The sequence below is a fragment of the Amycolatopsis dendrobii genome (assembly GCF_014145675.1).
Classification (GTDB): Bacteria; Actinomycetota; Actinomycetes; order Mycobacteriales; family Pseudonocardiaceae; genus Amycolatopsis; species Amycolatopsis dendrobii.
Genome location: NZ_JACGZW010000017.1, coordinates 129,278 through 150,987, shown reverse-complemented (window position 1 = coordinate 150,987; position 21,710 = coordinate 129,278). Strand labels below are relative to the sequence as shown.

Here is a 21,710-nt window from a genome sequence, read left to right as displayed (position 1 = left end):
GAGCGCAGGAACGAGAGGGTTCACCTGGGAGGACGGCGTGCGCGCGGATTTCATCGAGCCTTGCTCGGTCCTGCCGCGCGGGGCCGGAAACGGCGCCGCCGTGGACATAACACTGGCGGCGCCCGTCAGCCGAGGCCAACGGGCGCCGCCAGTCAGCGCGAACATCTCGGGCGACCAAGCGTGCAACTCTGGTCGTACCTTCATGGACTCGGCGTCCGGCGTCCCGGTACGCAGTCCCTAGACGACGAGCCTCCCGCGGCGTGCTGCGCGTGGGTACCCGGAGTCCGCGCACGGAGGTTGCCCGGGGTGACAGAGGCTTCTCTTCTACCTCTGTCCTGGCCGAATCAACGTCCGCACCTACTTTCTACGCCGTGAGCGCGGTCACTTCAAGTGCGCGTACGGGTGCACCGGTACAGAGGCTCGATCCGGTGACAACACCACCCTCAGCAACGGACCTAGCTGCGGAAACCGCAGGATTGGTACCGCCGTGCGGGTGCTCAGTCGCCGGTGCCGCGGGACCGGCGGCGCCGGCTCAGGCTGTACCAGGTCGCGCCCGCCGCCACGGCTCCCACGCCGAGTGCGACCATCCCCGCGGACTTCGCCGGGATCCGGGTGCGCAGCGACATCGGCCGCTCGAACGCGAGAACCGGCCAGCCGTGTTCGTCCGCGGTGCGGCGCAGCAGCTTGTCCGGGTTCACCGCGTGCGGGTGGCCCACCACCTCCAGCAGGGGGATGTCGGTGCTGGAATCGGTGTAGGCGAAGCAGTCCGCGAGGTCGTAGCCGTGCGTGGCGGCTTGCTGCTTCGCGGCGACGGCTTTGTTCTCGCCGTAGCAATAGAAATCGACCTCGCCGGAGTAGCGGCCGTCGACGATCTCCATGCGAGTGGCGACGCAGCGGGTCGCGCCGAGCATCTCCGCGACCGGAGCGGCGACCTCCTCGCCGGTCGCGGACAGCACGATCACGTCGTGCCCGTCGGCGAGGTGCTGTGCGATGAGGTCGGTCGCTTCTACGTAAACGAGCGGATCGACTACGTCGTGCAAGGTTTCGCGCACGATCGCGGAAACCTGCGCGACATCCCAGCCCGCGCACAACGCGGAAACCTCGGCGCGCATCCGCTCGGTCTTGTCCGCGTCCGCGCCGGCGAGCGAGAAAACCAGTTGCGCGTAAGCACTTCGCAGCGCCGCGCGGCGGTTGATCAGTCCTTCGCGCAGTAACGGCTTGCTGAACGCGAGCGCGCTGGAAGACGCGATGATCGTCTTGTCGAGATCGAAGAAGGCGGCTACGCGCCGGGGTGCTTCTTCGCTGCGGGGTTCGGCCACGTGATCAGGATAGGCGTACCGGGCCGCGTTGTTGGCAGCACACCGGTCGTGGCGACGGCCGGAAAATCGATGACATCGGCTCGCTTGCGGCCTCGGGTGCCGTTATCGAATCGTATGTGTCACTCACACAGCCAACTCATAGCTAACGGAGTTACAGTGAACGGACCCGGTCTTGAACCGGGCTGGTTCAGTCCGACCCCCCGGGGCTGAACCCCTGGCGGCCCTCGTCCCTCCCCCCTGGCGAGGGCCGCCTTCTATTCTCCTCCGTTTTCCCCGTCGGCGAACAATTTTCAGGTCTGCCCCGAAAACGTTGTGCCGCCGGTGTTTGCCGCCCTGACCTGGGCGGTCTCGGTCGTTCGCCGCGCGCCTTACGGGCAAGATCAATTAACCGCGCGCTTACCTTTCCGGTGTTTTCTCCGGCCGTGGCACCCCTTACTCGGCCCGGCGCGGCAAATTTACTTCTTTCCTCTTGATTTTCCGGAGTTTCTCCGCAGCAATCGTTTTCTCGTCCGAATGCGCGGAGCCGTGCATTGTCCTGTGCGGGCCGACAGTCCGCGGTGCTGGATCGATTTCGCACCCGAGTTGTCCACAACCCCCGGGTTATCCACATGACGGAAAAACGGGCATTGCCGTGCCGTCTGGCGGTGAACCACGGTGGAAGTCCGGCCCGCGAAACCCAGGGGAGGGGCACATGGCCACCGCACATCCGCTCGTCGTCTCCGGCGAAGGCACCGTGTTCGAAGAGATCCGCCGCGTCGCCGCGGTAGTCGGCTGCGAGTTCGACCACGCGCCAGATCTAGCTGCCGCACGCGGACGATGGACGCGAGCTCCGCTCGTGGTGCTAGACGAGGACATTTCGGTCGACGGCCCGCCAATGCCGGCACGCGACAGCGTCGTGCTGGTCTGCAAAGGCGCACCCGGCCTGGATACCTGGCGCCGTGCAGCCGCCCTAGGCGCGCGCCGGGTTTTCAGCCTGCCCGACGACGAAGCAGGCTTGACCGGCGCGTTCGCCGACGTCACCGACGCGCCGGCCGAATCCCCAGGCCCAGTAATCGCTTTCGTCGGCGGCCGAGGCGGTTCCGGCACCTCGGTACTGGCTGCCGCAGTCGCCGTCGAAGCCGCCCGCACCGACTCCGCGCTATTAGTCGACTGCGACCCGTTAGGCGGCGGATTGGATCTCCCGCTGGGCTTGGAACACACGAAAGGCCTGCGCTGGCCCGAAGTTCGGCTGTCCGGCCGAGTGTCTGTTCCTTCCCTGATCGCTTCACTTCCCAGCCGCGGCAAGCTCCCCGTGCTGTCCTGCGGCCGTTCCGGCGACGGCCCGACGCCTCGCGCCTTATCCGCGGTGGTCGCCGCAGGCAGTCGGGCCGGCCGCACCGTCGTCTGCGATTTGCCCCGCCATTTCGACGAGGGCACACTTGCCGTCGCCTCCGCCGCTGACCTGGTCGTGCTAGTCGTTCCCGTCGAGTTCCGTGCCTGTATGGCAGCGAAACAAGTCCTGACCCGCCTCCGCCCGCATACCGAGCGTTTCGCAGTCGTCGCAAGTGGACACCGCATCGACGGCGTCGCGGCTTCGCAAACCGCAGGCATGCTGGGCCCGCCGTTGATCGCTGACGTGGCCCCGGAACGCCGAGTAGCCGCCACCTTGGAATCCGGCGAGTTCGACCTGCCTCAGAAGGGCGCGTTGGCCACCGCCGCTCGCGCCGTACTGGCGAACCTCCGTCCCCTCGCGACCGCCGAGGCCGCATAAATGACCACCGACCTAGTAGAACGAGTCCGTCACCGCTTGGCTGGCGAGAGCCGCGGTACCGACCCGATCGCCCTAGCCGAAGCCGTCCGCGCCGAAGCCGGCGGTGCCCTAAGCCACGACGCAGTACTAGCCGCCGTCCGCCAGGCCCGAGACGAGTTCGTAGGCGCAGGCCCGCTAGCCCCATTGCTGGAGGACGACACCATCACCGACGTCCTAGTCACCGCCCCTGACCAGGTCTGGACCGACAGCCCCACAGGCCTCACCCGCACGACCGTCCGCTTCCCCAACGAGGACGCCGTCCGCCGCCTAGCGCAACGCCTGGCCCTAGCCGCAGGCCGCCGCCTGGACGATGCCCAGCCCTACGTCGACGGCTGGCTCCCCGCCCGCCAAGGCCGAATCCGCGTCCACGCCGTCCTGCCACCCATCGCCGCGAACGGCACCTGCCTGTCCCTACGCGTTCTACGCCCGGTGACGCACGACCTAGCCACACTCCAAGCCCACGGCTCCATCGACCCAACCGCCCTGAACATCCTCGAAGCAATCCTCAAACACCGCCTAGCCTTCCTGATCACCGGCGGCACCGGTGCCGGGAAGACGACGCTCCTGAGCGCCCTGCTCAGTGCGGTAGCGCCAACGGAACGAATCGTCTGCGTAGAAGACGCCGGAGAACTACGCCCGACCCACCCACAGTTCGTAAGCCTCGTCGCCAGACCAGCGAACGTAGAAGGTGCCGGTGCCATTGAACTCCCAGAGCTGGTCCGCCAGGCCTTGCGCATGCGCCCAGACCGCCTGATCGTCGGCGAAGTCCGCGGCGCAGAAGTGTGCTCCCTGCTGAACGCCATGAACACCGGCCACGACGGCGGTGCCTGCACCCTGCACGCGAACTCCCCCGCAGAGGCGCCGGCCCGTCTGGAAGCCTTGGCAGCCCTAGGCGGATTGCCGAGAGATGCGCTGCACAGCCAACTAGCCGCAGCAGTCCGCGTAATCCTCCACATGCGCCGAACAACCACCGGCCGCCGCCTGACGGAAGTCGCAGTACTCCAGCGATACCACGGAGAAGTAAAAACCCACCCCATCTGGCGCGACGGCCACTGGACCAACCGTCGCTCCCTCTTTACTGCCCTGACAACCCCGGAACCCGCCCCTGACTAGCCTCCCGCCGCGCTCGCTCCGGCTTGCCCCGCGCAGCCGCTCGCATGTCGGCTCGCACCCAATGGATCTCGCGCCGACCCCGGTGCGGGCGCACCCTCCTTCCGCTTCCCATCGACCTGGTGCGGCCGCCGGACCATGCGCACTTTCCTGCGGCTCCCCAACAGGCCTGGTGCACCCCCGCCCATGCACACCTTCCAACCACTCCCCAACAGCATCTCGCCGCTCTCAAAACACCGCACCTTCCTCGCCCCGCCGTTCCCCAACCCGCCCCCGCAGCCATGCATCCCGCGTGAACTGCACTCAACCGCCCCAGCATCGAGGTGACCCCGTTGATCTCCGCATGGCCGTTCCTCTGCGCAGGCACCGGAATCCTGTGCTGGCCCATCACCCCCAACCGTCTCCTCCCAGCACCCCGCCGCCACTTCCGCCTCCCCGTCCCGCCCCGGCAGGCCCTCTGGCTGGCCCCAGCCGTCGTCGCCGCGGCGCTGGCCGGAGTCGGCGCCGCGATAGCCACCACCCTGCTCACGCTCGCCGTCCGTCAGGAATGGCGCAGCAGAAGGGAAACCGCCGAAACCCTGACCCGTGCCGAACGCACCGCGACCGTCCTCCGCACGATGGTTTCCGAACTCCGCGCCGGCGCCCACCCGGTCACGGCCGCCGAAGCAGCTGCAGACGCCGTCCCCGAACTAGCCGGAGAACTCCACAACCTCTCCACCGCTGCCCGCCTGGACGGAGCCCTGGAATCGCCTGCGCTCCCCGCCGTCGCCCAATCCTGGAACCTCGCCCGCCGCCACGGCCTGCCCATCGCCGACGCCCTCGAAGCCGCCCGCCGAGACGTCGACGCCGAAGTCGCCTTCACCCGCCGCTTGCGCGCAAAAATGGCCGGTCCACGCATGAGCGCGATAGTGCTGACCGTGCTACCCGTCGGCTGCCTGGCGATGGGCCAGCTCATCGGAGCCAACCCACTGGCCGTCCTCACCGAAACCCTTATCGGACAAGCATTCCTGGTCGCGGGCGCAGCCCTGCTATGGGCAGGAACAGCCTGGTCCAGGGCCCTCACCAACCGCAGGCCCACCCCATGACCGCCCTGAGCCTCGCCCTCGCCGCCATCGCACTACTGCTCTGGCCAGAAAGCGCCCCGCCCCGACACCTAGCCCGGCCCCAACGCCCACCCCGCACCCCGCGGCCAGAGGTCTGGCACCCCGCCGCGGCAATCGTCGTAGGTGTCTCCGCAACCATCCTCACCGGAATCCCAGCAGGACTAGCCGCCTGCGCAGGCTCATGGTGGCTCCTACGCCGATCCCGCCACCCCAAAAACCCAGACGACGTCCTCGAACGACTCCGTTCCGCGTCAGTACTGGACATGCTCGCCGCCTGCCTGCGCGCCGGAATGCCAGTCCCGACCGCACTGGAAGCCGTAGCGCCCGGCGCACCACCGGGCACCGAAACCGCCCTGCACGCAACAGCAAACCTGCTAGCCCTTGGCGCGGACCCGGCTCCCGCCTGGACCCCCCTCCGAGCCCGCCCGGGCTTCGCCGAGTTAGCAGTCGCAGCCACCAGAACCGCGCGGTCCGGGGCGGCCCTCGCCTCGACCGCGGACGACCTGGCCCATCGCATCCGCGACGGACTGGGCGTCGAGGCCGAAGAACGCGCCGAACGCGCCGGAGTCGCCCTGGCCTTGCCGGTCGGGCTGTGCTTCCTGCCCGCGTTCTTCGCCCTCGGCGTGCTGCCGGTAGTGCTCGGCCTGGCCGGGCGAATCGGCGGCCTGCTGTGAACCCATCCACGACAGAAAGGGAATCCGACCATGTGGTTCTTGCCCGGAGACGAGGGCACCACCACCGCCGAATACGCCATCGGCACGGTAGCCGCGGCCGCGTTCGCCGTGGCGCTCTACGTGCTGCTCAGCGGAGACTCGGTCTCCGCGACGTTGGCCGGCCTGGTGCAAAAAGCGCTGACGGTGGCCACCTGATGGCCAGCCGTCGCCGGGACGGCGGATTCGTCACGGTAGAAGCCGCCCTGTCCTTGGGCGCGCTGACCGCCGTGCTGGCGATCCTGCTCGCGGGCACCAGCGCGATCGCCGGACACCTCCGCTGCCTGGATGCGGCCCGCGAAGCCGCCCGTCTGACCGCAGCCGGGCAGCCAGGCGCCGCCGACGCAGTGGTCCAAACCATTGCCCCGCGCGGCGCACACCTCTCCATCCACCGCACCGGCGACGGCCTCACCGCCGAAGTAACCACCGACGCCCTGTCCGCCCTCCACCTGAGCGCAACCGCCTACGCCATCCTCGAACCAGGCCCATCCTCATGACTGAAAAACAGCCACCCGACGCCGGCGTAGCCACGATCTGGACGGCACTGGCTGCCGCAACCCTGGTTTCCGTGACAGTCCTGGTGTGGTGGCTAGCCGCGGCCATCACCGCCCGTCACCGCACCGAAGCCGCCGCCGACCTGGGCGCACTGGCCGCGGCAGCCCACGCCGCCGCCGGACCGACCATCGCCTGCGCCCGAGCCAAGGAGGTCGCCGACCACGAACGCGCAGTCCTCACCAGTTGCCGCTGGCACGACCGCGACGCCTTCATCGAAGTCCGCGCGGTGACCACCCCCGTCCCCGGCCTGCCAGCCCCCACCGCAAAATCCCGCGCCGGTCCGGTAGACCTGCCTCCCTGACGGAGCCACCCCGATCGGCGCTGGTCCCGGTAGCCACGCTCAGCGGCTGCGACGCGCGGCCCCGGCAGGTAGTCATGCTCCGCGACTGGACCGGTGCTGGCCAGTTGGCGGTGGTGAGAGGCGGCGAGTTCCGGTCCGGTAGCCGTGCTCCGCAGCTGGCCGCAGATTCCTCGCGCGGCCACCGCTGCTGGCCGGGTAGCCCTATTCAGGTGCAGCGGGAGCCCGGTCCCAGCGACTGGCCGCTGGTTCCTTGCACCCGGCCCCGGCGTTCTTCTGCGACCCCGAGTGCTCCCCGGCCGCTGGGAGTACCTCGGCTAGCCGGATCCGCCTCCGCCTAGGCCGCTAGTTCGTCTGCCGGAGCCCCGCGCGCAACCGCCGGTCCGCGCCAAGAACCGAAGTCGCCCGACCCGACCGAAGGGAGTTGCAACCTGCCAACCGCCCCCGTACACCCCGCTCGCCCCGTCGCCGAGGGCCGCCGTCAGCGGTGTTCTGGTCACCCGCCGGAACCGCTCGTCGGCGACGGGCCGGACCGGTGACCAGTCCCCGGAACCCCCGGTTCGCCCGGACCTGTCCGGCACCGACGACGAGTGGCGAAGAACACGAGCAGCGGTCGCTGGCGCACGCCGAACGGTCAAATCCCCAGGTCAGCGGGTAGTCCGCCGGTATGCCTCAGTACGCGTGCGAAAGGGCGGGAAAGTGTCGAATCCTGTGGTAGGCCCGTTCTCGCGGGCCGGGCGGCGGGGTCAGCGGCCGGTGATCGGCACCTTGTTATCGGCCGGACAGTGGGCTACTGGGCGTTCATCGCTCGGTAACGGCCGGTTGTCGCGTGGAGTCTTCCCCGCAATGTGCAACTTGCCGTTTAGTGAGACGTGCGCCACCACGGCCCCGACCCGGACGGCGCGAAAACCGGACCTCGAAGGCAGGAAAGCAATGTTGGACGCGAATTGGCCGGACAGCTGGCGGAACGCCTTCCGCATCGAACTGCGTGCGGAGGCGATCGGCCTCGCCTGGCGCGGCTGGCCGGTGCTTCCGGGGGCGACCCCGGAGCCGATCACCGCGGAGGGGGACGACCTGACCTGGCGCCGGCCGGTGCCGGTGCGCGACGACTGGCGTGAGCTGGTCGGTTCGCACGCCCACGAGGTCGCCAGCTGGTTCAGCGACCGCACGCACAGCCTGCTCGTGGCGACCGGCACCGTGCTCGACGCGGTCGAGGTGGACCAGGAACTGGGCAAGCGCGCCGCTCGGCTGCTGCGTTCCATCGGGCACCCGGCCCCGATCGTCGCGATGCCGAACGGCCGGTGGCTGTTCCTCACCTTGCCCTCCGAGCACCTGCCCGCCGAACTCGCCGAGCAGATTTCCGTGCAGTGGCACGGCAAGGACAGCTACATCCCGCTGCCGCCGTCGCCGTTCCAGCACGGTGTCGTGCACTGGCGCGTGAAGCCCGAGGTGTGCGGCTGGCAGCTGCCGCCCGCCGCCGAGGTGCAGGACGTGCTGGTCCGCGCCCTCGCCGACGAGCACGCCTCGATGCTGGTCGAGAGCGCCGCCGCCTGATTTCCGGTTCCATCCCGGCAGGCAGCACGCGACAACCGAAGAAAGTTTTCACGCTCCACCGTGGCCGCACTGTTCCCCGTGCTGACGCAACGCCCCGAGCACGGCTCCCAGTACGGCCACCGCCCCTGCCTTGTCCAGCGGATCGTTGCCGTTCCCGCACTTCGGCGACTGGACGCAGGACGGGCAGCCCGTCGGGCACTCGCAGGAGACGATCGCCTCCCGCGTAGCGGCCAGCCACGGGACAATCGCGGCATAACCGCGGTCGGCAAACCCCGCACCCCCGGGATGCCCATCGTGCACGAACACCGTCGCCTCCCCGGTGTCCTCGTGCCACGCGGTAGACACCCCGCCGATGTCCCAGCGGTCGCACGTAGCGAACAGCGGTAGCAGGCCGATCGCCGCGTGCTCGGCGGCATGCAGGGCACCGGGGACGCGCGCCGGAAGCAATCCGGCGCCCCCCGGTGCTCTGCCAGCACCCCCGGTCCCCACCGGTCCCACCGCAACACCGATCTCGACCCCGGCAGCGGGCCCCCGCCCAGCCGCCGGATCGCCCGAAACTTCGCCGGTTACCCCGACAACCGACGAGGCACCCCCGGTCCCCACCGGTTTTCCAGCCGCACGACGGGCCGCTGCCCCCGCAGCGGTCCCGCCGATTCCCCCGGCGGTTGGTGACGCACTCTCGGTCCCCGCCGGTTCGCCCGTCGCATGGCTGGTCGCTGCCCCCGCAGCGGCCCCGGAGACCGGCGATGCACTCCCCGTTTCCGCCGGTTCTCCGGCCGGATGACTAGCCGCTGACCCGACAGTCGTCCCGCCGGTCCCCCCGGCGGTTGGCGATGCACTCTCGGTCCCCGCCGGTTCTCCGACTGGCCCGCCGCTCGCCGACACCGCACCCGCGCGGCCGGACTTCCCGGCGGCTGGCGATGCGCCCTCTAACTCCGCCGCTCCGCCAACCTCCCGGCTCGCTGCCGACCCCGCAGCAGTTCCGTCCTCCTTCTCAGCTGGCGAGGTGCTTCCAGGCAAGCCTGGCCCATCGACCGCCGCCCTGTTCGTTGACCCAGCAGCGGTTTCGCCGACACCACGCCCAGCCGGAGACTCCAGCAGCTCACCCGAAACCGTGTACCAAACCGCTCTCGTGTGGAGGCTCTGTTCTGGCAGGTCGAGCGGCGTGTGGTCCAGCACCTCGCCCGACGGCCGCCTCCGCAGGTACCCCACCACCTGCGACGTCACCGCGACCTCGCCCAGGCACACCGTCACTCCGCCGTGGCGGCATTGTTCTTCTGTCGACAGCACCGAGATGTCCACGATCTCGCGCGGCGAAGTCGTCCAGTCCGGGTCCTCCGCGTGCACCAGCGCCAGACCCGTCTCCAGATCCAGCTCATCGACGACATACGACGACCCCTGATGCAAATACACCGCACCCGGATGGACGGAGTAGCAAGCCGAACCGGGGTCGACGGTGCCCAGCATTCGGCCGGAGTCCGCTTCCACCACCGCGATTTGGTCGCCGCCTGAGCCGCGGATGCCGACTTCTCCGTGTGGGCGGTCGCGCGAAGTCCAGTACCAGCCGCTGGAACGGCGGCGCAGCAACTTCTCTTCGGCCAGATCCGCCAGCACTGCGCGGGCCGCCTCGCCGCCGAATGTTTCCAGCTCGGGTTCGGTGAGCGGCAGCTCCGCGACGGCGCAGGCGAGTTGCGGTCCTAGCACGTACGGGTTTGTGGGGTCCAGGACGGCGGTTTCGACGGGGCGTTCCAGCAACGCGGCCGGATGGTGCACGAGATAGGTGTCGAGCGGATCGTCTCGGGCGACGAACACCACGAGCGCCTCATCGCCCGAACGTCCGGCGCGGCCGGATTGTTGCCAGAACGACGCGAGAGTGCCGGGGTAACCAGCCAGAACCACGGCATCCAGGCCCGCGATGTCGACGCCCAGTTCCAAGGCGTTCGTGGTTGCGACACCTAACAGGCGGCCAGAGAGCAGAGCTTGCTCCAGAGCACGACGCTCTTCAGGGAGATAGCCGGACCGGTACGCGGCAACGGTATCCGCCAGCCGAGGGTCCACTTCGGACAGGAGGCGGCGTGCTCCCAGAGCGGTCAGCTCAGCACCGCGGCGCGAGCGGACGAAAGCCAGGGATCGAGCGCCTTCGACGACCAGTTCGGTGAGAATTCGCGCGGTCTCGACGCCGGCCGGACGGCGGACGGGTGCGCCGTTCTCGCCAGTCAGTTCGTCCAGCAACGGCGGCTCCCACAATGCGACCGTGCGCGCCCCGCGCGGCGAAGCGTCGTCGGTGACCGCGGAACACTCCACGCCGGTGAGCCGCGTGGCGAAGGAGGCTGGCGAAGCAGTGGTCGCCGAAGCCAGCACGAACACCGGGGAAGCGCCGTAGTGCTCCGCCACTCGGCGCAGGCGGCGCAGCAGCAGCGCGACGTGCGAGCCGAAGACGCCGCGATAGCTGTGGCATTCGTCGACCACGACGTACCGCAACCGGCGGAAGAACTGCGTCCATCGGGAGTGCGCCGAAAGGATGCCGCGGTGCAGCATGTCGGGGTTGCTGAACACCCAGTTCGCGTGCGCGCGGACCCAGTCGCGCTCTGTCATCGGGGTGTCCCCGTCGAACGCCGCCGCGCGTACGCCCGGGACGTCCAAAGAGGACACCGCGCGCAGCTGATCAGCGCCGAGCGCCTTCGTCGGCGAGAGGTACAGCGCGGTCGCCCGCGGGTCCGCGGCCAACGCGCTGAGCACCGGCAGCTGATACGCCAGCGACTTCCCCGACGCGGTGCCGGTGGACACCACGACGTGGGTGCCCGCATGAGCCAGCGAAGCCGCTTCGACCTGGTGCCGCCACGGTTTTTCGACTCCGGACGCACGGAACGCCGCGACCGCCGACGGCTCCGCCCACTCCGGCCACGGCTCGTGCCGGGCCGCGCGTTCCGGCAGCCGGGACACGTGCGTCACCGGATTCTCGTGCGCCGGGATCCCCGCCGTGACCCGGTCCAGCAGCCTCCGTCCTCGCTCTCCCACCACGTGCCGAAGCTTCGCACAGGGCACCGACAAAACCGGGCCGAGATCGATCCAGTGACCAATCACACAAGGTTACCGAACGTGCTCTCGCCGGGACGCATTGCGGACGCGCAGATCACTACCAATACACTCCCTCGATCCACACCCACTGTGGCGAGCGTCATGTGAGACGTGCATTGCTTGCACGGCTAGCGTGTCCTTCGGCACAGATCCCCGCCAGTGCAGGCGCGCCGGGTACGACGGGCCCGCGCTGGCCAAACGGCGTTCCCAGGAGGACGAATGTCCCGGCAGTTCCTCGCGGAGGGCGGTATCACGCTCACCGGGGGTGGCTACACCATCGTCGGTGTGGTCGCCGTGGTCGCCCTTGTCGCACTGGCCATCGGTTACGTACTGCTCAAGGAGGTGCTGGCCGCGGGCCAGGGCACCGCCAAGATGCAGGACATCGCCAAGGCAGTGCAGGAAGGTGCGGCCGCATACCTGAAGCGGCAGCGCAACACCCTCGCCATCTTCGGCGTGATCGTGTTCCTGCTCCTGTTCGCGCTTCCCGCGGACGACTGGAGCGAACGGATCGGCCGGTCGATCTTCTTCCTGGTCGGGGCGGCGTTCTCGTTCACCATCGGCTACCTCGGCATGTGGCTGGCCACGCAGGCGAACCTGCGGGTGGCGGCCGCGTCGCGCGAGGAGGGCGGTCGCGAGAAGGCGATGCGCGTGGCGTTCCGCACCGGCGGCGTGGTCGGCATGATCACCGTCGGGCTCGGCCTTTTCGGCGCGGCGATCGTGGTGCTCGTCTACACCGGCCAGGCACCGAAGGTGTTGGAGGGCTTCGGTTTCGGCGCCGCGCTGATCGCCATGTTCATGCGGGTCGGCGGCGGCATCTTCACCAAGGCCGCCGACGTCGGCGCCGACCTGGTCGGCAAGGTTGAGCAGGGCATCCCCGAGGACGACCCGCGCAACGCCGCGACGATCGCCGACAACGTCGGCGACAACGTGGGCGACTGCGCGGGCATGGCCGCGGACCTCTTCGAGTCCTACGCGGTGATGCTCGTCGCCGCGCTGATCCTCGGCAGTTCCGCGTTCGGCGCGTCCGGCCTGATCTTCCCGCTGATCGTGCCCGCCATCGGCGTGATCACCGCGGTGATCGGCGTCTACATCACCAAGGCGCGCGCGGGCGAGGGCGGCCTGGTCACGATCAACCGCTCGTTCTACATCTCCGCGGTCATTTCCGCGGTGCTGTCGGCGATCGCCGCGTTCGTGTACCTGCCGAACAGCTTCGCCGAATTCGGCGAGGGCTACGCGCACAACACCGGCAACCCCGCGGTGATCGCGACGGTCTCGGTGATCATCGGCATCGTGCTCGCCGCGCTGATCCTGCGCATCACCGGCTACTACACCGGCACCGAGCACAAGCCGGTGCAGGACGTCGGCAAGACGTCGGAAACCGGTGCGGCGACGGTGATCCTGTCCGGCATCTCGGTCGGGTTCGAGTCCGCCGTGTACACCGCGCTGGTGATCGGCGCGGCCGTGTTCGGCGCTTACCTGCTCGGCGGCGGCGTCGCGCTGTTCGCGGTGGCGCTGGCCGGCACCGGCCTGCTGACCACCGTCGGCGTCATCGTCGCGATGGACACCTTCGGCCCGGTCTCGGACAACGCGCAGGGCATCGCCGAGATGTCCGGCGACGTCGACGAGAAGGCCGCGCAGATCCTCACCGAACTGGACGCGGTCGGCAACACCACCAAGGCCATCACCAAGGGCATCGCGATCGCCACCGCGGTGCTGGCGGCGACTGCGCTGTTCGGGTCCTATTCGGACGCGATCGCGAAGACCGTGGCCGAACGCGGCGAGGGCGCGGTCACCGCGGTGTCCTCGTTCGTCAACCAGGTCGTCAGCCCGAACACGCTGGTCGGCGTGATCGTCGGGGCGGCAGTGGTGTTCCTCTTCTCCGGTCTCGCGGTCAACGCGGTTTCGCGCGCCGCGGGCGCGGTGGTGTACGAGGTGCGCCGCCAGTTCCGCGACATCCCCGGGATCATGGAGGGCACCACGCGGCCCGAGTACGGCCGGGTCGTCGACATCGTCACCCGCGATTCGCTGCGGGAGCTGGCGACGCCGGGTCTGCTGGCCGTTTTCGCGCCGATCGCGGTCGGTTTCGGGCTCGGCACCGGTGCGCTCGCCGGCTACCTGGCGGGTGCGATCGCGACCGGCACGCTGATGGCGATCTTCCTCGCCAACTCCGGTGGCGCCTGGGACAACGCCAAGAAGCTCGTCGAGGACGGCAACCACGGCGGCAAGGGTTCCGACGCGCACGAGGCGACGATCATCGGCGACACCGTCGGCGACCCGTTCAAGGACACCGCCGGTCCCGCGATCAACCCGCTGATCAAGGTCATGAACCTGGTCTCGGTGCTGATCGCGCCCGCGGTGGTCACGCTGACGCTCGGCGGCGGCGCGGACACCACGTGGCGGATCGTGATCGCGGTCGTCGCGGTCGCGGTGATCGTCGCGGCGATCGTCGTGTCCAAGCGGCGCGGCAGCGTCATGTCGGAGACTCCGGCGGAGGCGAAAGCCTGACGCGTTGCTCCATTCGGGCCCGGTACGCCTTGGCGTGCCGGGCCCGTTCGCGTCCGCTCCCCGGGGCGAGTTGCGGACTACTGGCGGGTCGGTACCGTGCGGAGGACACGGATCTCGACGGACAGGAGTGGTGCGGGTGCGGCCGCGGTGGACCGGTTTAGCCGCGCTGGCAACAGGAATCGGGATAGGGCTCACGGGCTGCGGGCAACCGCCGCCGCCGACCGAGCAGGTCGTGTCCGGCGGGCACGCCGAAGCGGCGGGCCAATCCGATCCGGCCGCGAAATGGGCCGACGGGTACTGCGGCGCGGTCACGCATCTGGTTCGCGCACTGGCGAATCTGCCCTCGATCGATCCGAGTTCGTCAGCGCAGGCCACTCGCACGTCGAGCGATCTGCTGGCGTCGGTCGCCACCGGAATCGACCAGACCGTGGCCGGACTGCACCGGGTCGGCCCCGCTCCGCTGCCCGGCGGCGAACCGGCGCGCACGGCTTTGCTCGGCCAGTTCGCGTCGGTGCGGCACCAGGCTGACGAGGTGCGCGGCAAACTCGACGCGGCCGACACGCCCGACGCGGTGAAAGCGGCGCTGGACGACGCCAAATCGGCTATCGACCAGATTTCCCGGCTCGACGTCCTCAAAGGCTTGGACGCGACGCCAGCCCTGTCCGCGGCGGGCAAGAGGGCGGCGGGCTGTCAGCAGTTGGTTGTTCCGCCCGCGCCACGCTGATCGAGTGCCCGCCGAAGGGCGACCGCGCGCTCCGCATCATGGTGCGCGACGGCGGCGAGGTAGTGCTGAAGCAGTGCCTGCCGAGACCGTTCGAGCTCGGTCAAGCTGACCGACGCCGCCCGGCCGTCTCTCAGCGTCGCCAGAACCGGGGCGGGCAGGCGGTCGACTTCGCGCCCGTGCCAAGGATTCAAGCCGTGCCGCAGGCATTCCAGGGCGATGATCTGGTCGCGAAGGTCGTCGAGCATCTGGACGGCCTGCCACGTCCGGCCGCGGCCGATGGCCGAGCGGGCGTGCACCGCGTACAGCCAGGCCATGCCGATCACCTGCTCGCTGTCCGGTGCCGCTGCGCTGGCCGGCTCGTTGGCCTGGCCGAAAACGAGCTGAAAGCCGTCCTCGGTGGCCCGGAACAGATCGTGGGGCCAGAACGACAAGTCGACCTGGAGCGAGGAGTCGAGGAGGAAGACCCGATAGCGAACTCCCTCACGCGAGGTCACGTCGAGGGTGTCGGCCACGCCGAACTTCTCGTCGAGCGAGCGAGTCCAGCGTGCGACGACTGCGGGCTCGTCCGCGTCTTCCGCGAGCTGAAGGACGAGATCGATGTCCGACCAGCGGTCCTCGCTGCCGCGAGCGGCCGATCCGACCAGTGCGGCACCTGTGATGTCCACGTCGCGGCGGGCCGCGGCGATCAGCTCGGCACGCACCCGGACGCGTTCGGCGGCCTCGAACAAGCTTCCTCCTCAGGCTGGTATTGCTATACCGGTATTAATATACCGTCCTGGTGTTTCCGGGTTCACGGTGACATATTGTTCCGAAACTGACATGTCGTTCCGTAACGGTGGTGCAGGAAGGAACTTGCCATGAAGCAGGCATCCCGTCGGCAATACCGAGCGCGCCGCCGTCTCGAGGCGGCCGCGACCGCGCTGGCCGCGGTCGCGGGGCTGCTCGGCGCGCCCGGCCCGGCCGGCGCGGCGACGTCCGCGCCGGACTTCTACACTCCGCCGGCTTCGCTGCCCGCGGGGAAGCCCGGCGACCTGATCCGCACCGAACCCTCGCCGCTGGGGCTGCCGCTGCCGGCGAAGGCGACCAGGCTCATGTACCGCAGCACCGACGTGCACGGCGCGCCGATCGCGGTCACCGGCACTATGCTCGCGCCAACCGCGGCGTGGCGCGGCTCTGGACCGCGTCCGCTGGTCTCTCTCGCGATCGGCACTCACGGGCAGGGCGATCAGTGCGCGCCGTCGAAACTGCTCAACACAGCGGTGCACTACCGGCCGCCGTTCGACCTCATGGCCGGCTACGAGGTCCTCGCCATGAGCAGCTTGCTCAGTCGCGGCTACGCGGTCGTCGTGACCGATTACCAAGGGCTCGGCACCCCCGGCACGCACACCTACCTCAACCCCGTCGCCGAGGGGCACGCGGTCATCGACGCCGCCCGCGCCGCCCAGCGGCTGCCGGGCACCCCGGCTCCAGCGGGGGGTCCGGTCGCGTTCTGGGGATACTCTCAGGGCGGTGGTGCCGCGGGCGGCGCGGCCGAGGCGGCCGGTGCCTACGCGCCGGAACTGGACCTCCGCGGTTCCTATGTGGGCGCTGCCCCCACTGATCTCGCCGCGCTCTCCGACAAGCTTTCCGGCACGCTGCTTTCCGGTGTTCTGGGCTACTACCTCAACGGGCTCGTCGCCGCTTATCCGCACGCCGCGCCGATCATCCAGTCCGGTCTCAACCGGGCCGGAAAGGCCATGCTCCAGAGGGTCGCCGGGCAATGCGTCGTGGAAACCGCGCTCGATTACGGCTTTCATCGCTCCGGCGACTTCACCGCACACGGCGAGTCGATCACCGCGATGCTCAACGCGAACCCCGAAACCCGCGCCATCCTCGCCTCGCACCGGCTCGGCGCCATCCCGCCGTCCGCCCCGGTGCTCATGTCGACCGGCGACAACGACGACATCGTTCCCGCCTCGGCCGTCCGGGCCACCGCCGCCGACTGGTGCCGGCGCGGCGCGACCGTGCGAGTCGACAACCTCCAGCTTCCCGCGGTCCTGCCCGGCACCGCGCTCGGCCACATCGCGAATTACCTCGCCGCCACGCCCGCGGCGCTGGACTGGCTCGCCGGTCGGTTCGCCGAGAGCCCCGCACCCAGCACCTGCTGACCGATCGGGGAAAGCCTCGGCGTGAGGCTCGCCTTCAATCGAACTTGTGTTCTATCATCGCGGCGTGGATCGGACGATCTCGCTGTTCTCGGCGGAGGCGACCGGCCCGGGCCTGCCCGACCTGGCCGGGCTGTTGTGCTGCCAAGGGCAGATCACCGGGTTCGGCCGCACCGCGGCACGGCTGTCGGTGCTGGTCGAGGAGTCGTGGCGGGCTCGGGTGCTGGCGCGCGAATGCCGCAGCCGGGGCGCGGACGCGCAGGTCGCGGTGGCCGAATGCGGCAGTCCGCAGGTGCGCACGTCGTTCCGGGTCGATCTGCTCGGGCTCGCCGAACAGTGGCTCCGGCCGGGCCACACCGGTCCGGCGGAGGACGATTCTGGCAAGGCGGTGCCCGGCGGCTTCCGGCTGAGCGGCGCGATGCTGCGGATGTGGGCGCTCGCGGCAGGTCGTCCCGAACCCGGCGGGTACCTGCTGGGCGTCGATCCGCTGGCCCCGGGGATGCACGAGGAGCTGCTGGGCGCGCTCGCGCCGCTGGGCGTCCACGCGCGGTTGCTCGGGCCGAAGGCGGAGCAGCCTGCGGTACGCGTCAGCGGGCGACGGAAGCTGGCCGGTCTGCTGGAGCTGATCGGCGAACCTCCGGCTGGAGCGGAGGCGGCGTGGCCGGAGCTGCCGCCAGCCGGGGAGCGCCGTGAACGGACGTCGGGAGAGTCGCGTCGAGGCGTTCCGGCGGAGAGTCCTGCACAGTATTTACTGGAGGCTGTGGGGTAGTCGCGCAGAAAAAGTCCCCCATCGCCAAGCGATGGGGGACCCGGTGAAGCGCTCTACGGTTTCGGCAGGGTGCAGCCCTGCTGGTTGAGGTCGATCTCGTTGGCCGGGGTCAGGCAGGCCGGGATTCCGTAGGTCTCTTGGCCGTACTTGTAGTTCGGCCGCACGGTCACGTTGCCCGCTTCGTCGACCTCGCACGGGTTGTTCAGCGTGCAGCTCTCGCCGTTGTCGTTCGACGTGTTGTTCACGCCGATGACCTTGCCGGTGTTGCGGTCGACGACCGGGGAACCGGAGGTGCCGCCGATGGTCGCGCAGCCCGGCACGTAGCGGATCGAGTCCTTCCAGACCCAGTTGTTCTCGTGCAGTTCGTGCACGAAGCCGTCGATCGAGCAGGAGTAGATCTGCTTCCAGTACCCGGACACCACGTCGATCGGCGTGCCCGCCTGCGGATGGGTGTTGACCAGTTCGAGCGGCGGCACGTTGTACTTCTGCTGGATGTCGGCGTAGGTGTCGCTCAGCTGATAGAGCGAGATGTCGGTGTCGGTCATCGTCGCGTAGACGACCTTGGTCGCGGTCACGGTGCCCACCGAGCTCTGCCCGTCCGGCGAAAGCAGGTCGAACGAGCGGTTCGAGGCCTGCCCGACGATCACCTGCCCCGGATCGGGCATTCCTTCCTCGAGACAGTGCCCGTTCGACAGGACCATCGCGGGCGCGTCCATCGGCGTGGCGGCCGGTTTCACGACCGAACCGGAGCAGTTGGACAGCGCCACGGCACCGGTGAACGTGGTGGTCGCCGCACTTGCTTCAGGGGCGGTGACCAGCGCGAATGTCGCCGCGACGGCGATCGCGGCGCCAACCAGTCGGCGGATCATGGTGGGTTCCTTTCGGCTGGGGGGAGGAATAAGTGAACCGTCGCCAGACTTGGACCCGCCACCGTCTAACGGAGGGTATCGGTGCTATGACCAGTTACCCTGCACGGCACGTGTCCGACATCACGTGCTAGGTGTGGAGGAGAAACATCGCCGAGGTCAGCGGCGATCCGACGGGCAAGGCCCCGGCGGCTCGTCAGGGCACCTCGGCGCTGCGCGGACACCGGGGACGTGCACACTGACAGGTCGAGACGCGGGCGCAGTACCCCTCTGGTGCAGGGGTGAGAGCGCCGCTGCGGCGGCGCGGAGATGAGTGGAGAGCAGGGCAGCGTGGCAGGAACACGGACCAAGAAGAGCGGTACCGGGGGCAACGGTGCCGATCGACGCCGGCTGGTGATCGTCGAGTCGCCAACCAAGGCCCGCAAGATCGCCCCCTATCTCGGCGGCAACTACGTCGTCGAGTCCTCCGTCGGGCACATCCGGGACCTGCCCCGGGGCGCCGCTGACGTCCCCGCGCAGTACAAGGGCGAATCGTGGGCCCGGCTCGGCGTCGACATCGACAACGACTTCAAGCCGCTCTACATCGTCACCCCGGACAAGAAGTCCAAGGTCACCGAGCTGAAGGGGCTGCTGAAGGACGTCGACGAGCTCTACCTCGCGACGGACCCCGACCGCGAGGGCGAGGCCATCGCCTGGCACCTGCTGGAGACCTTGAAGCCCAAGGTCCCGGTGCGCCGGATGGTCTTCCACGAGGTCACCGAGCAGGCCATCCAGGCCGCCGCCGCGGCCACCCGCGAGCTGGACGCTGACCTCGTCGATGCGCAGGAAACCCGCCGCATCCTCGACCGGCTTTACGGCTACGAGGTCTCGCCGGTCCTGTGGAAGAAGGTCATGCCGAAGCTCTCGGCGGGCCGCGTGCAGTCCGTGGCGACGCGGATCGTCGTGGAGCGCGAGCGCGAGCGGATGCGCTTCACCTCGGCGTCGTACTGGGACATCTCGGCGACCATGGACGCCGGTGCGGACGCTTCGCCGCGTACGTTCCCCGCGCGTCTTGTCGCGGTCGACGGCTCCCGCCTCGCGACGGGTCGCGACTTCGACTCCAACGGTCAGCTGAAGGGCAACGCCGCGGATATCCGCGTGCTCGGCGAGTCGGACGCGCGGGCGCTGGCCCAGGCGTTGAACGAGCGTGACTTCAAGGTCGCGAGCGTCGAAGAGAAGCCGTACACGCGGAAGCCGTACGCGCCGTTCATGACGTCGACGCTGCAGCAGGAGGCGGGCCGCAAGCTGCGCTTCACCTCCGAGCGCACGATGCGGGTCGCGCAGAAGCTGTACGAGAACGGTTACATCACTTATATGCGTACCGACTCCACGACGCTGTCGGAGTCGGCGATCACGGCCGCGCGAAGCCAGGCAACGCAGCTGTACGGCAAGGAGTACGTCTCGCCGTCGCCGCGCCAGTACACGCGCAAGGTGAAGAACGCGCAGGAAGCGCACGAGGCGATCCGTCCGTCGGGCGAGGTCTTCCGTACGCCGGGCCAGGTCGCGAAAGAGCTGGACACCGACGAGTTCCGGCTTTACGAGATGATCTGGCAGCGCACCATCGCGTCGCAGATGGCGGACGCGAAGGGCACCACGATGTCGGTGCGCATCGTGGGCACCGCGGCGACCGGCGAGGAGTGCACCTTCGCTGCTTCAGGTCGCACGATCACCTTCGCCGGCTTCTTGAAGGCGTACGTCGAGGCAGTCGACAGCGAGGCCGGCGGCGAGGCTGACGACAAGCAGAGCCGGCTTCCGGTGCTGGTCAAGGACCAGGGCCTGACCGCGCCCGAACTGTCCGCGGACGGCCACTCCACGTCGCCGCCCGCGCGCTACTCCGAGCCGAGCCTCGTCAGCAAGCTGGAAGAGCTGGGCATCGGCCGCCCGTCGACGTACGCGTCGATCATCAAGACCATCCAGGACCGCGGCTACGTCTGGAAGAAGGGCTCGGCCCTGGTTCCGTCGTGGGTCGCGTTCGCGGTGATCGGCTTGCTGGAGCGGCACTTCGAACGGCTGGTGGACTACAACTTCACCGCCGGTCTCGAGGACGAACTGGACCGCATCGCCAGCGGCGACGAGCACCGCGTCGAATGGCTGTCGAAGTTCTACTTCGGCGGGGACTTCGGCGTCGAGGGCTCGGTCGGCCGGCTCGGCGGGCTGAAGAAGCTGGTCGACGGCAGCGTCGAGGGCATCGATGCGCGCGAGATCAACTCGATCCCGATGTTCAGCGACGCCGAAGGCCACCAGGTCGTGGTGCGCGTCGGCCGGTACGGGCCGTATCTGGAGCGCGAGGTCAACGGCGAGTCGCAGCGCGCGAACCTGCCCGAAGACCTGCCGCCGGACGAGCTGACCGCGGAGATCGCGGAGAAGCTCTTCGCGACGCCGCAGGAAGGCCGGGTGCTGGGCACCGACCCGGTCAGCGGGCACGAGATCGTGGCGAAGGAAGGCCGCTTCGGCCCGTACGTCACGGAGCTGCTTCCTGAGCCGGAGCTGCCCGAGGACGCCACGGCGGCGCAGAAGAAGGCCGCGAAGGCGAAGCTGCCGAAGCCGCGTACGGGCTCGCTGTTCAAGTCGATGTCGATCGAGACGATCACGCTCGACGACGCGCTGAAGCTGCTTTCGCTGCCGCGCGTCGTGGGCAAGGATCCGGAGTCGGGCGACGAGATCACCGCGCAGAACGGGCGCTACGGGCCGTACCTGAAGAAGGGCACGGACTCGCGGTCGATCCAGACCGAGGACCAGCTGTTCTCGATCACGCTGGAAGAGGCGCTGAAGATCTATTCGGAGCCGAAGCAGCGCGGCCGGTCGGCCACTGCGCGTCCGCCGCTCAAGGAACTCGGCGACGACCCGGTGTCGGGCAAGCCGATGGTGGTCAAGGACGGTCGCTTCGGCCCGTACGTGACCGACGGCGAGTACAACGCGACGCTGCGGAAGTCCGACAGCATCGAGGAACTCACCGCGGAGCGCGGGGCTGAACTGCTGGCGGAGAAGCGCGCGAAGGGTCCGGCTCCGAAGAAGCGGACGACGCGCAAGGCTCCGGCGAAGTCCACCGCGACGAAGTCGACCACGGCGAAGTCGACAGCGGCGAAGTCGACTACTGCGAAGAAGGCGCCGGCGAAGCGGAGCAGCACGGCGACGAAGTCGAAGTAA

General features: G+C 69.2%; 17 protein-coding genes. 13 read left to right on the top strand and 4 right to left on the bottom strand.

The annotated features are described in order from the left end of the window. Positions 1-497: 497 nt before the first annotated feature. Entirely contained in the window at positions 498-1,319 is an 822-nt protein-coding gene (locus H4281_RS38860; RefSeq protein ID WP_182895837.1) for an HAD family hydrolase, read from the bottom strand. 691 nt (positions 1,320-2,010) lie between these two features. Here H4281_RS38860 and ssd point away from each other — a divergent pair. The 8 genes from ssd (at position 2,011) to H4281_RS38820 (ending at position 8,438) form a co-directional block, all read left to right on the top strand. Continuing rightward, positions 2,011-3,069, top strand: coding sequence for a septum site-determining protein Ssd (ssd, locus tag H4281_RS38855; RefSeq protein WP_182895836.1), 1,059 nt, complete (start codon positions 2,011-2,013; stop codon positions 3,067-3,069). Then, complete coding sequence (locus H4281_RS38850) at positions 3,070-4,221, top strand: TadA family conjugal transfer-associated ATPase (RefSeq protein WP_182895835.1); 1,152 nt, start codon at positions 3,070-3,072, stop codon at positions 4,219-4,221. A gap of 329 nt (positions 4,222-4,550) precedes the next feature. Then, positions 4,551-5,303: a type II secretion system F family protein gene (locus H4281_RS38845; RefSeq protein ID WP_182895834.1), complete on the top strand. Its 753-nt coding sequence runs from the start codon at positions 4,551-4,553 to the stop codon at positions 5,301-5,303. A 281-nt stretch (positions 5,304-5,584) separates the two neighbouring features. After that, positions 5,585-5,995: a type II secretion system F family protein gene (locus H4281_RS46710; protein ID WP_312872258.1), complete on the top strand. Its 411-nt coding sequence runs from the start codon at positions 5,585-5,587 to the stop codon at positions 5,993-5,995. A 30-nt stretch (positions 5,996-6,025) separates the two neighbouring features. After that, positions 6,026-6,190: a DUF4244 domain-containing protein gene (locus H4281_RS38835; RefSeq protein ID WP_182895832.1), complete on the top strand. Its 165-nt coding sequence runs from the start codon at positions 6,026-6,028 to the stop codon at positions 6,188-6,190. Then, on the top strand, positions 6,190-6,528 hold the full coding sequence (locus tag H4281_RS38830; RefSeq protein ID WP_182895831.1) for a TadE family type IV pilus minor pilin: 339 nt from the start codon (positions 6,190-6,192) through the stop codon (positions 6,526-6,528). Before H4281_RS38835 ends, H4281_RS38830 begins: the two co-directional genes overlap by 1 nt. After that, a complete protein-coding gene (locus tag H4281_RS38825; protein ID WP_182895830.1) occupies positions 6,525-6,887 on the top strand; it encodes an Rv3654c family TadE-like protein in 363 nt (120 codons plus the stop codon). The genes H4281_RS38830 and H4281_RS38825 overlap by 4 nt, the downstream gene beginning before the upstream one ends. Positions 6,888-7,817: 930 nt before the next feature. Further along, positions 7,818-8,438 carry a bifunctional DNA primase/polymerase gene (locus tag H4281_RS38820; RefSeq protein ID WP_182895829.1) on the top strand — a complete coding sequence of 207 codons (621 nt, stop codon included), beginning with the start codon at positions 7,818-7,820 and terminating at the stop codon, positions 8,436-8,438. Positions 8,439-8,486: 48 nt separating this feature from the next. Here the strand turns inward: H4281_RS38820 and H4281_RS38815 are convergent, their stop codons facing one another. Then, the gene (locus H4281_RS38815; protein ID WP_182895828.1) at positions 8,487-11,459 is read right to left on the bottom strand and encodes a DNA 3'-5' helicase SftH; all 2,973 of its coding nucleotides are present in this window, start codon (positions 11,457-11,459) and stop codon (positions 8,487-8,489) included. A 276-nt stretch (positions 11,460-11,735) separates the two neighbouring features. Here H4281_RS38815 and H4281_RS38810 point away from each other — a divergent pair, with 276 nt between their 5' ends. Beyond that, on the top strand, positions 11,736-14,021 hold the full coding sequence (locus H4281_RS38810) for a sodium-translocating pyrophosphatase (protein WP_182895827.1): 2,286 nt from the start codon (positions 11,736-11,738) through the stop codon (positions 14,019-14,021). Between the two features lie 136 nt (positions 14,022-14,157). After that, entirely contained in the window at positions 14,158-14,745 is a 588-nt protein-coding gene (locus H4281_RS38805) for a hypothetical protein (RefSeq protein ID WP_182895826.1), read from the top strand. Here the strand turns inward: H4281_RS38805 and H4281_RS38800 are convergent. Then, entirely contained in the window at positions 14,712-15,473 is a 762-nt protein-coding gene (locus H4281_RS38800; RefSeq protein WP_182895825.1) for a nucleotidyltransferase domain-containing protein, read from the bottom strand. The two genes, H4281_RS38805 and H4281_RS38800, sit on opposite strands and share 34 nt — an antisense overlap. A gap of 129 nt (positions 15,474-15,602) precedes the next feature. Here H4281_RS38800 and H4281_RS38795 point away from each other — a divergent pair, with 129 nt between their 5' ends. Both H4281_RS38795 and H4281_RS38790 read left to right on the top strand, forming a co-directional pair. After that, on the top strand, positions 15,603-16,892 hold the full coding sequence (locus H4281_RS38795; protein WP_182895824.1) for a lipase family protein: 1,290 nt from the start codon (positions 15,603-15,605) through the stop codon (positions 16,890-16,892). A 64-nt stretch (positions 16,893-16,956) separates the two neighbouring features. Beyond that, complete coding sequence (locus H4281_RS38790) at positions 16,957-17,658, top strand: hypothetical protein (RefSeq protein ID WP_182895823.1); 702 nt, start codon at positions 16,957-16,959, stop codon at positions 17,656-17,658. A 53-nt stretch (positions 17,659-17,711) separates the two neighbouring features. Here the strand turns inward: H4281_RS38790 and H4281_RS38785 are convergent, their stop codons facing one another. Beyond that, complete coding sequence (locus tag H4281_RS38785; protein ID WP_182895822.1) at positions 17,712-18,527, bottom strand: S1 family peptidase; 816 nt, start codon at positions 18,525-18,527, stop codon at positions 17,712-17,714. A gap of 306 nt (positions 18,528-18,833) precedes the next feature. Here H4281_RS38785 and topA point away from each other — a divergent pair, with 306 nt between their 5' ends. After that, entirely contained in the window at positions 18,834-21,710 is a 2,877-nt protein-coding gene (topA, locus tag H4281_RS38780) for a type I DNA topoisomerase (RefSeq protein ID WP_182895821.1), read from the top strand.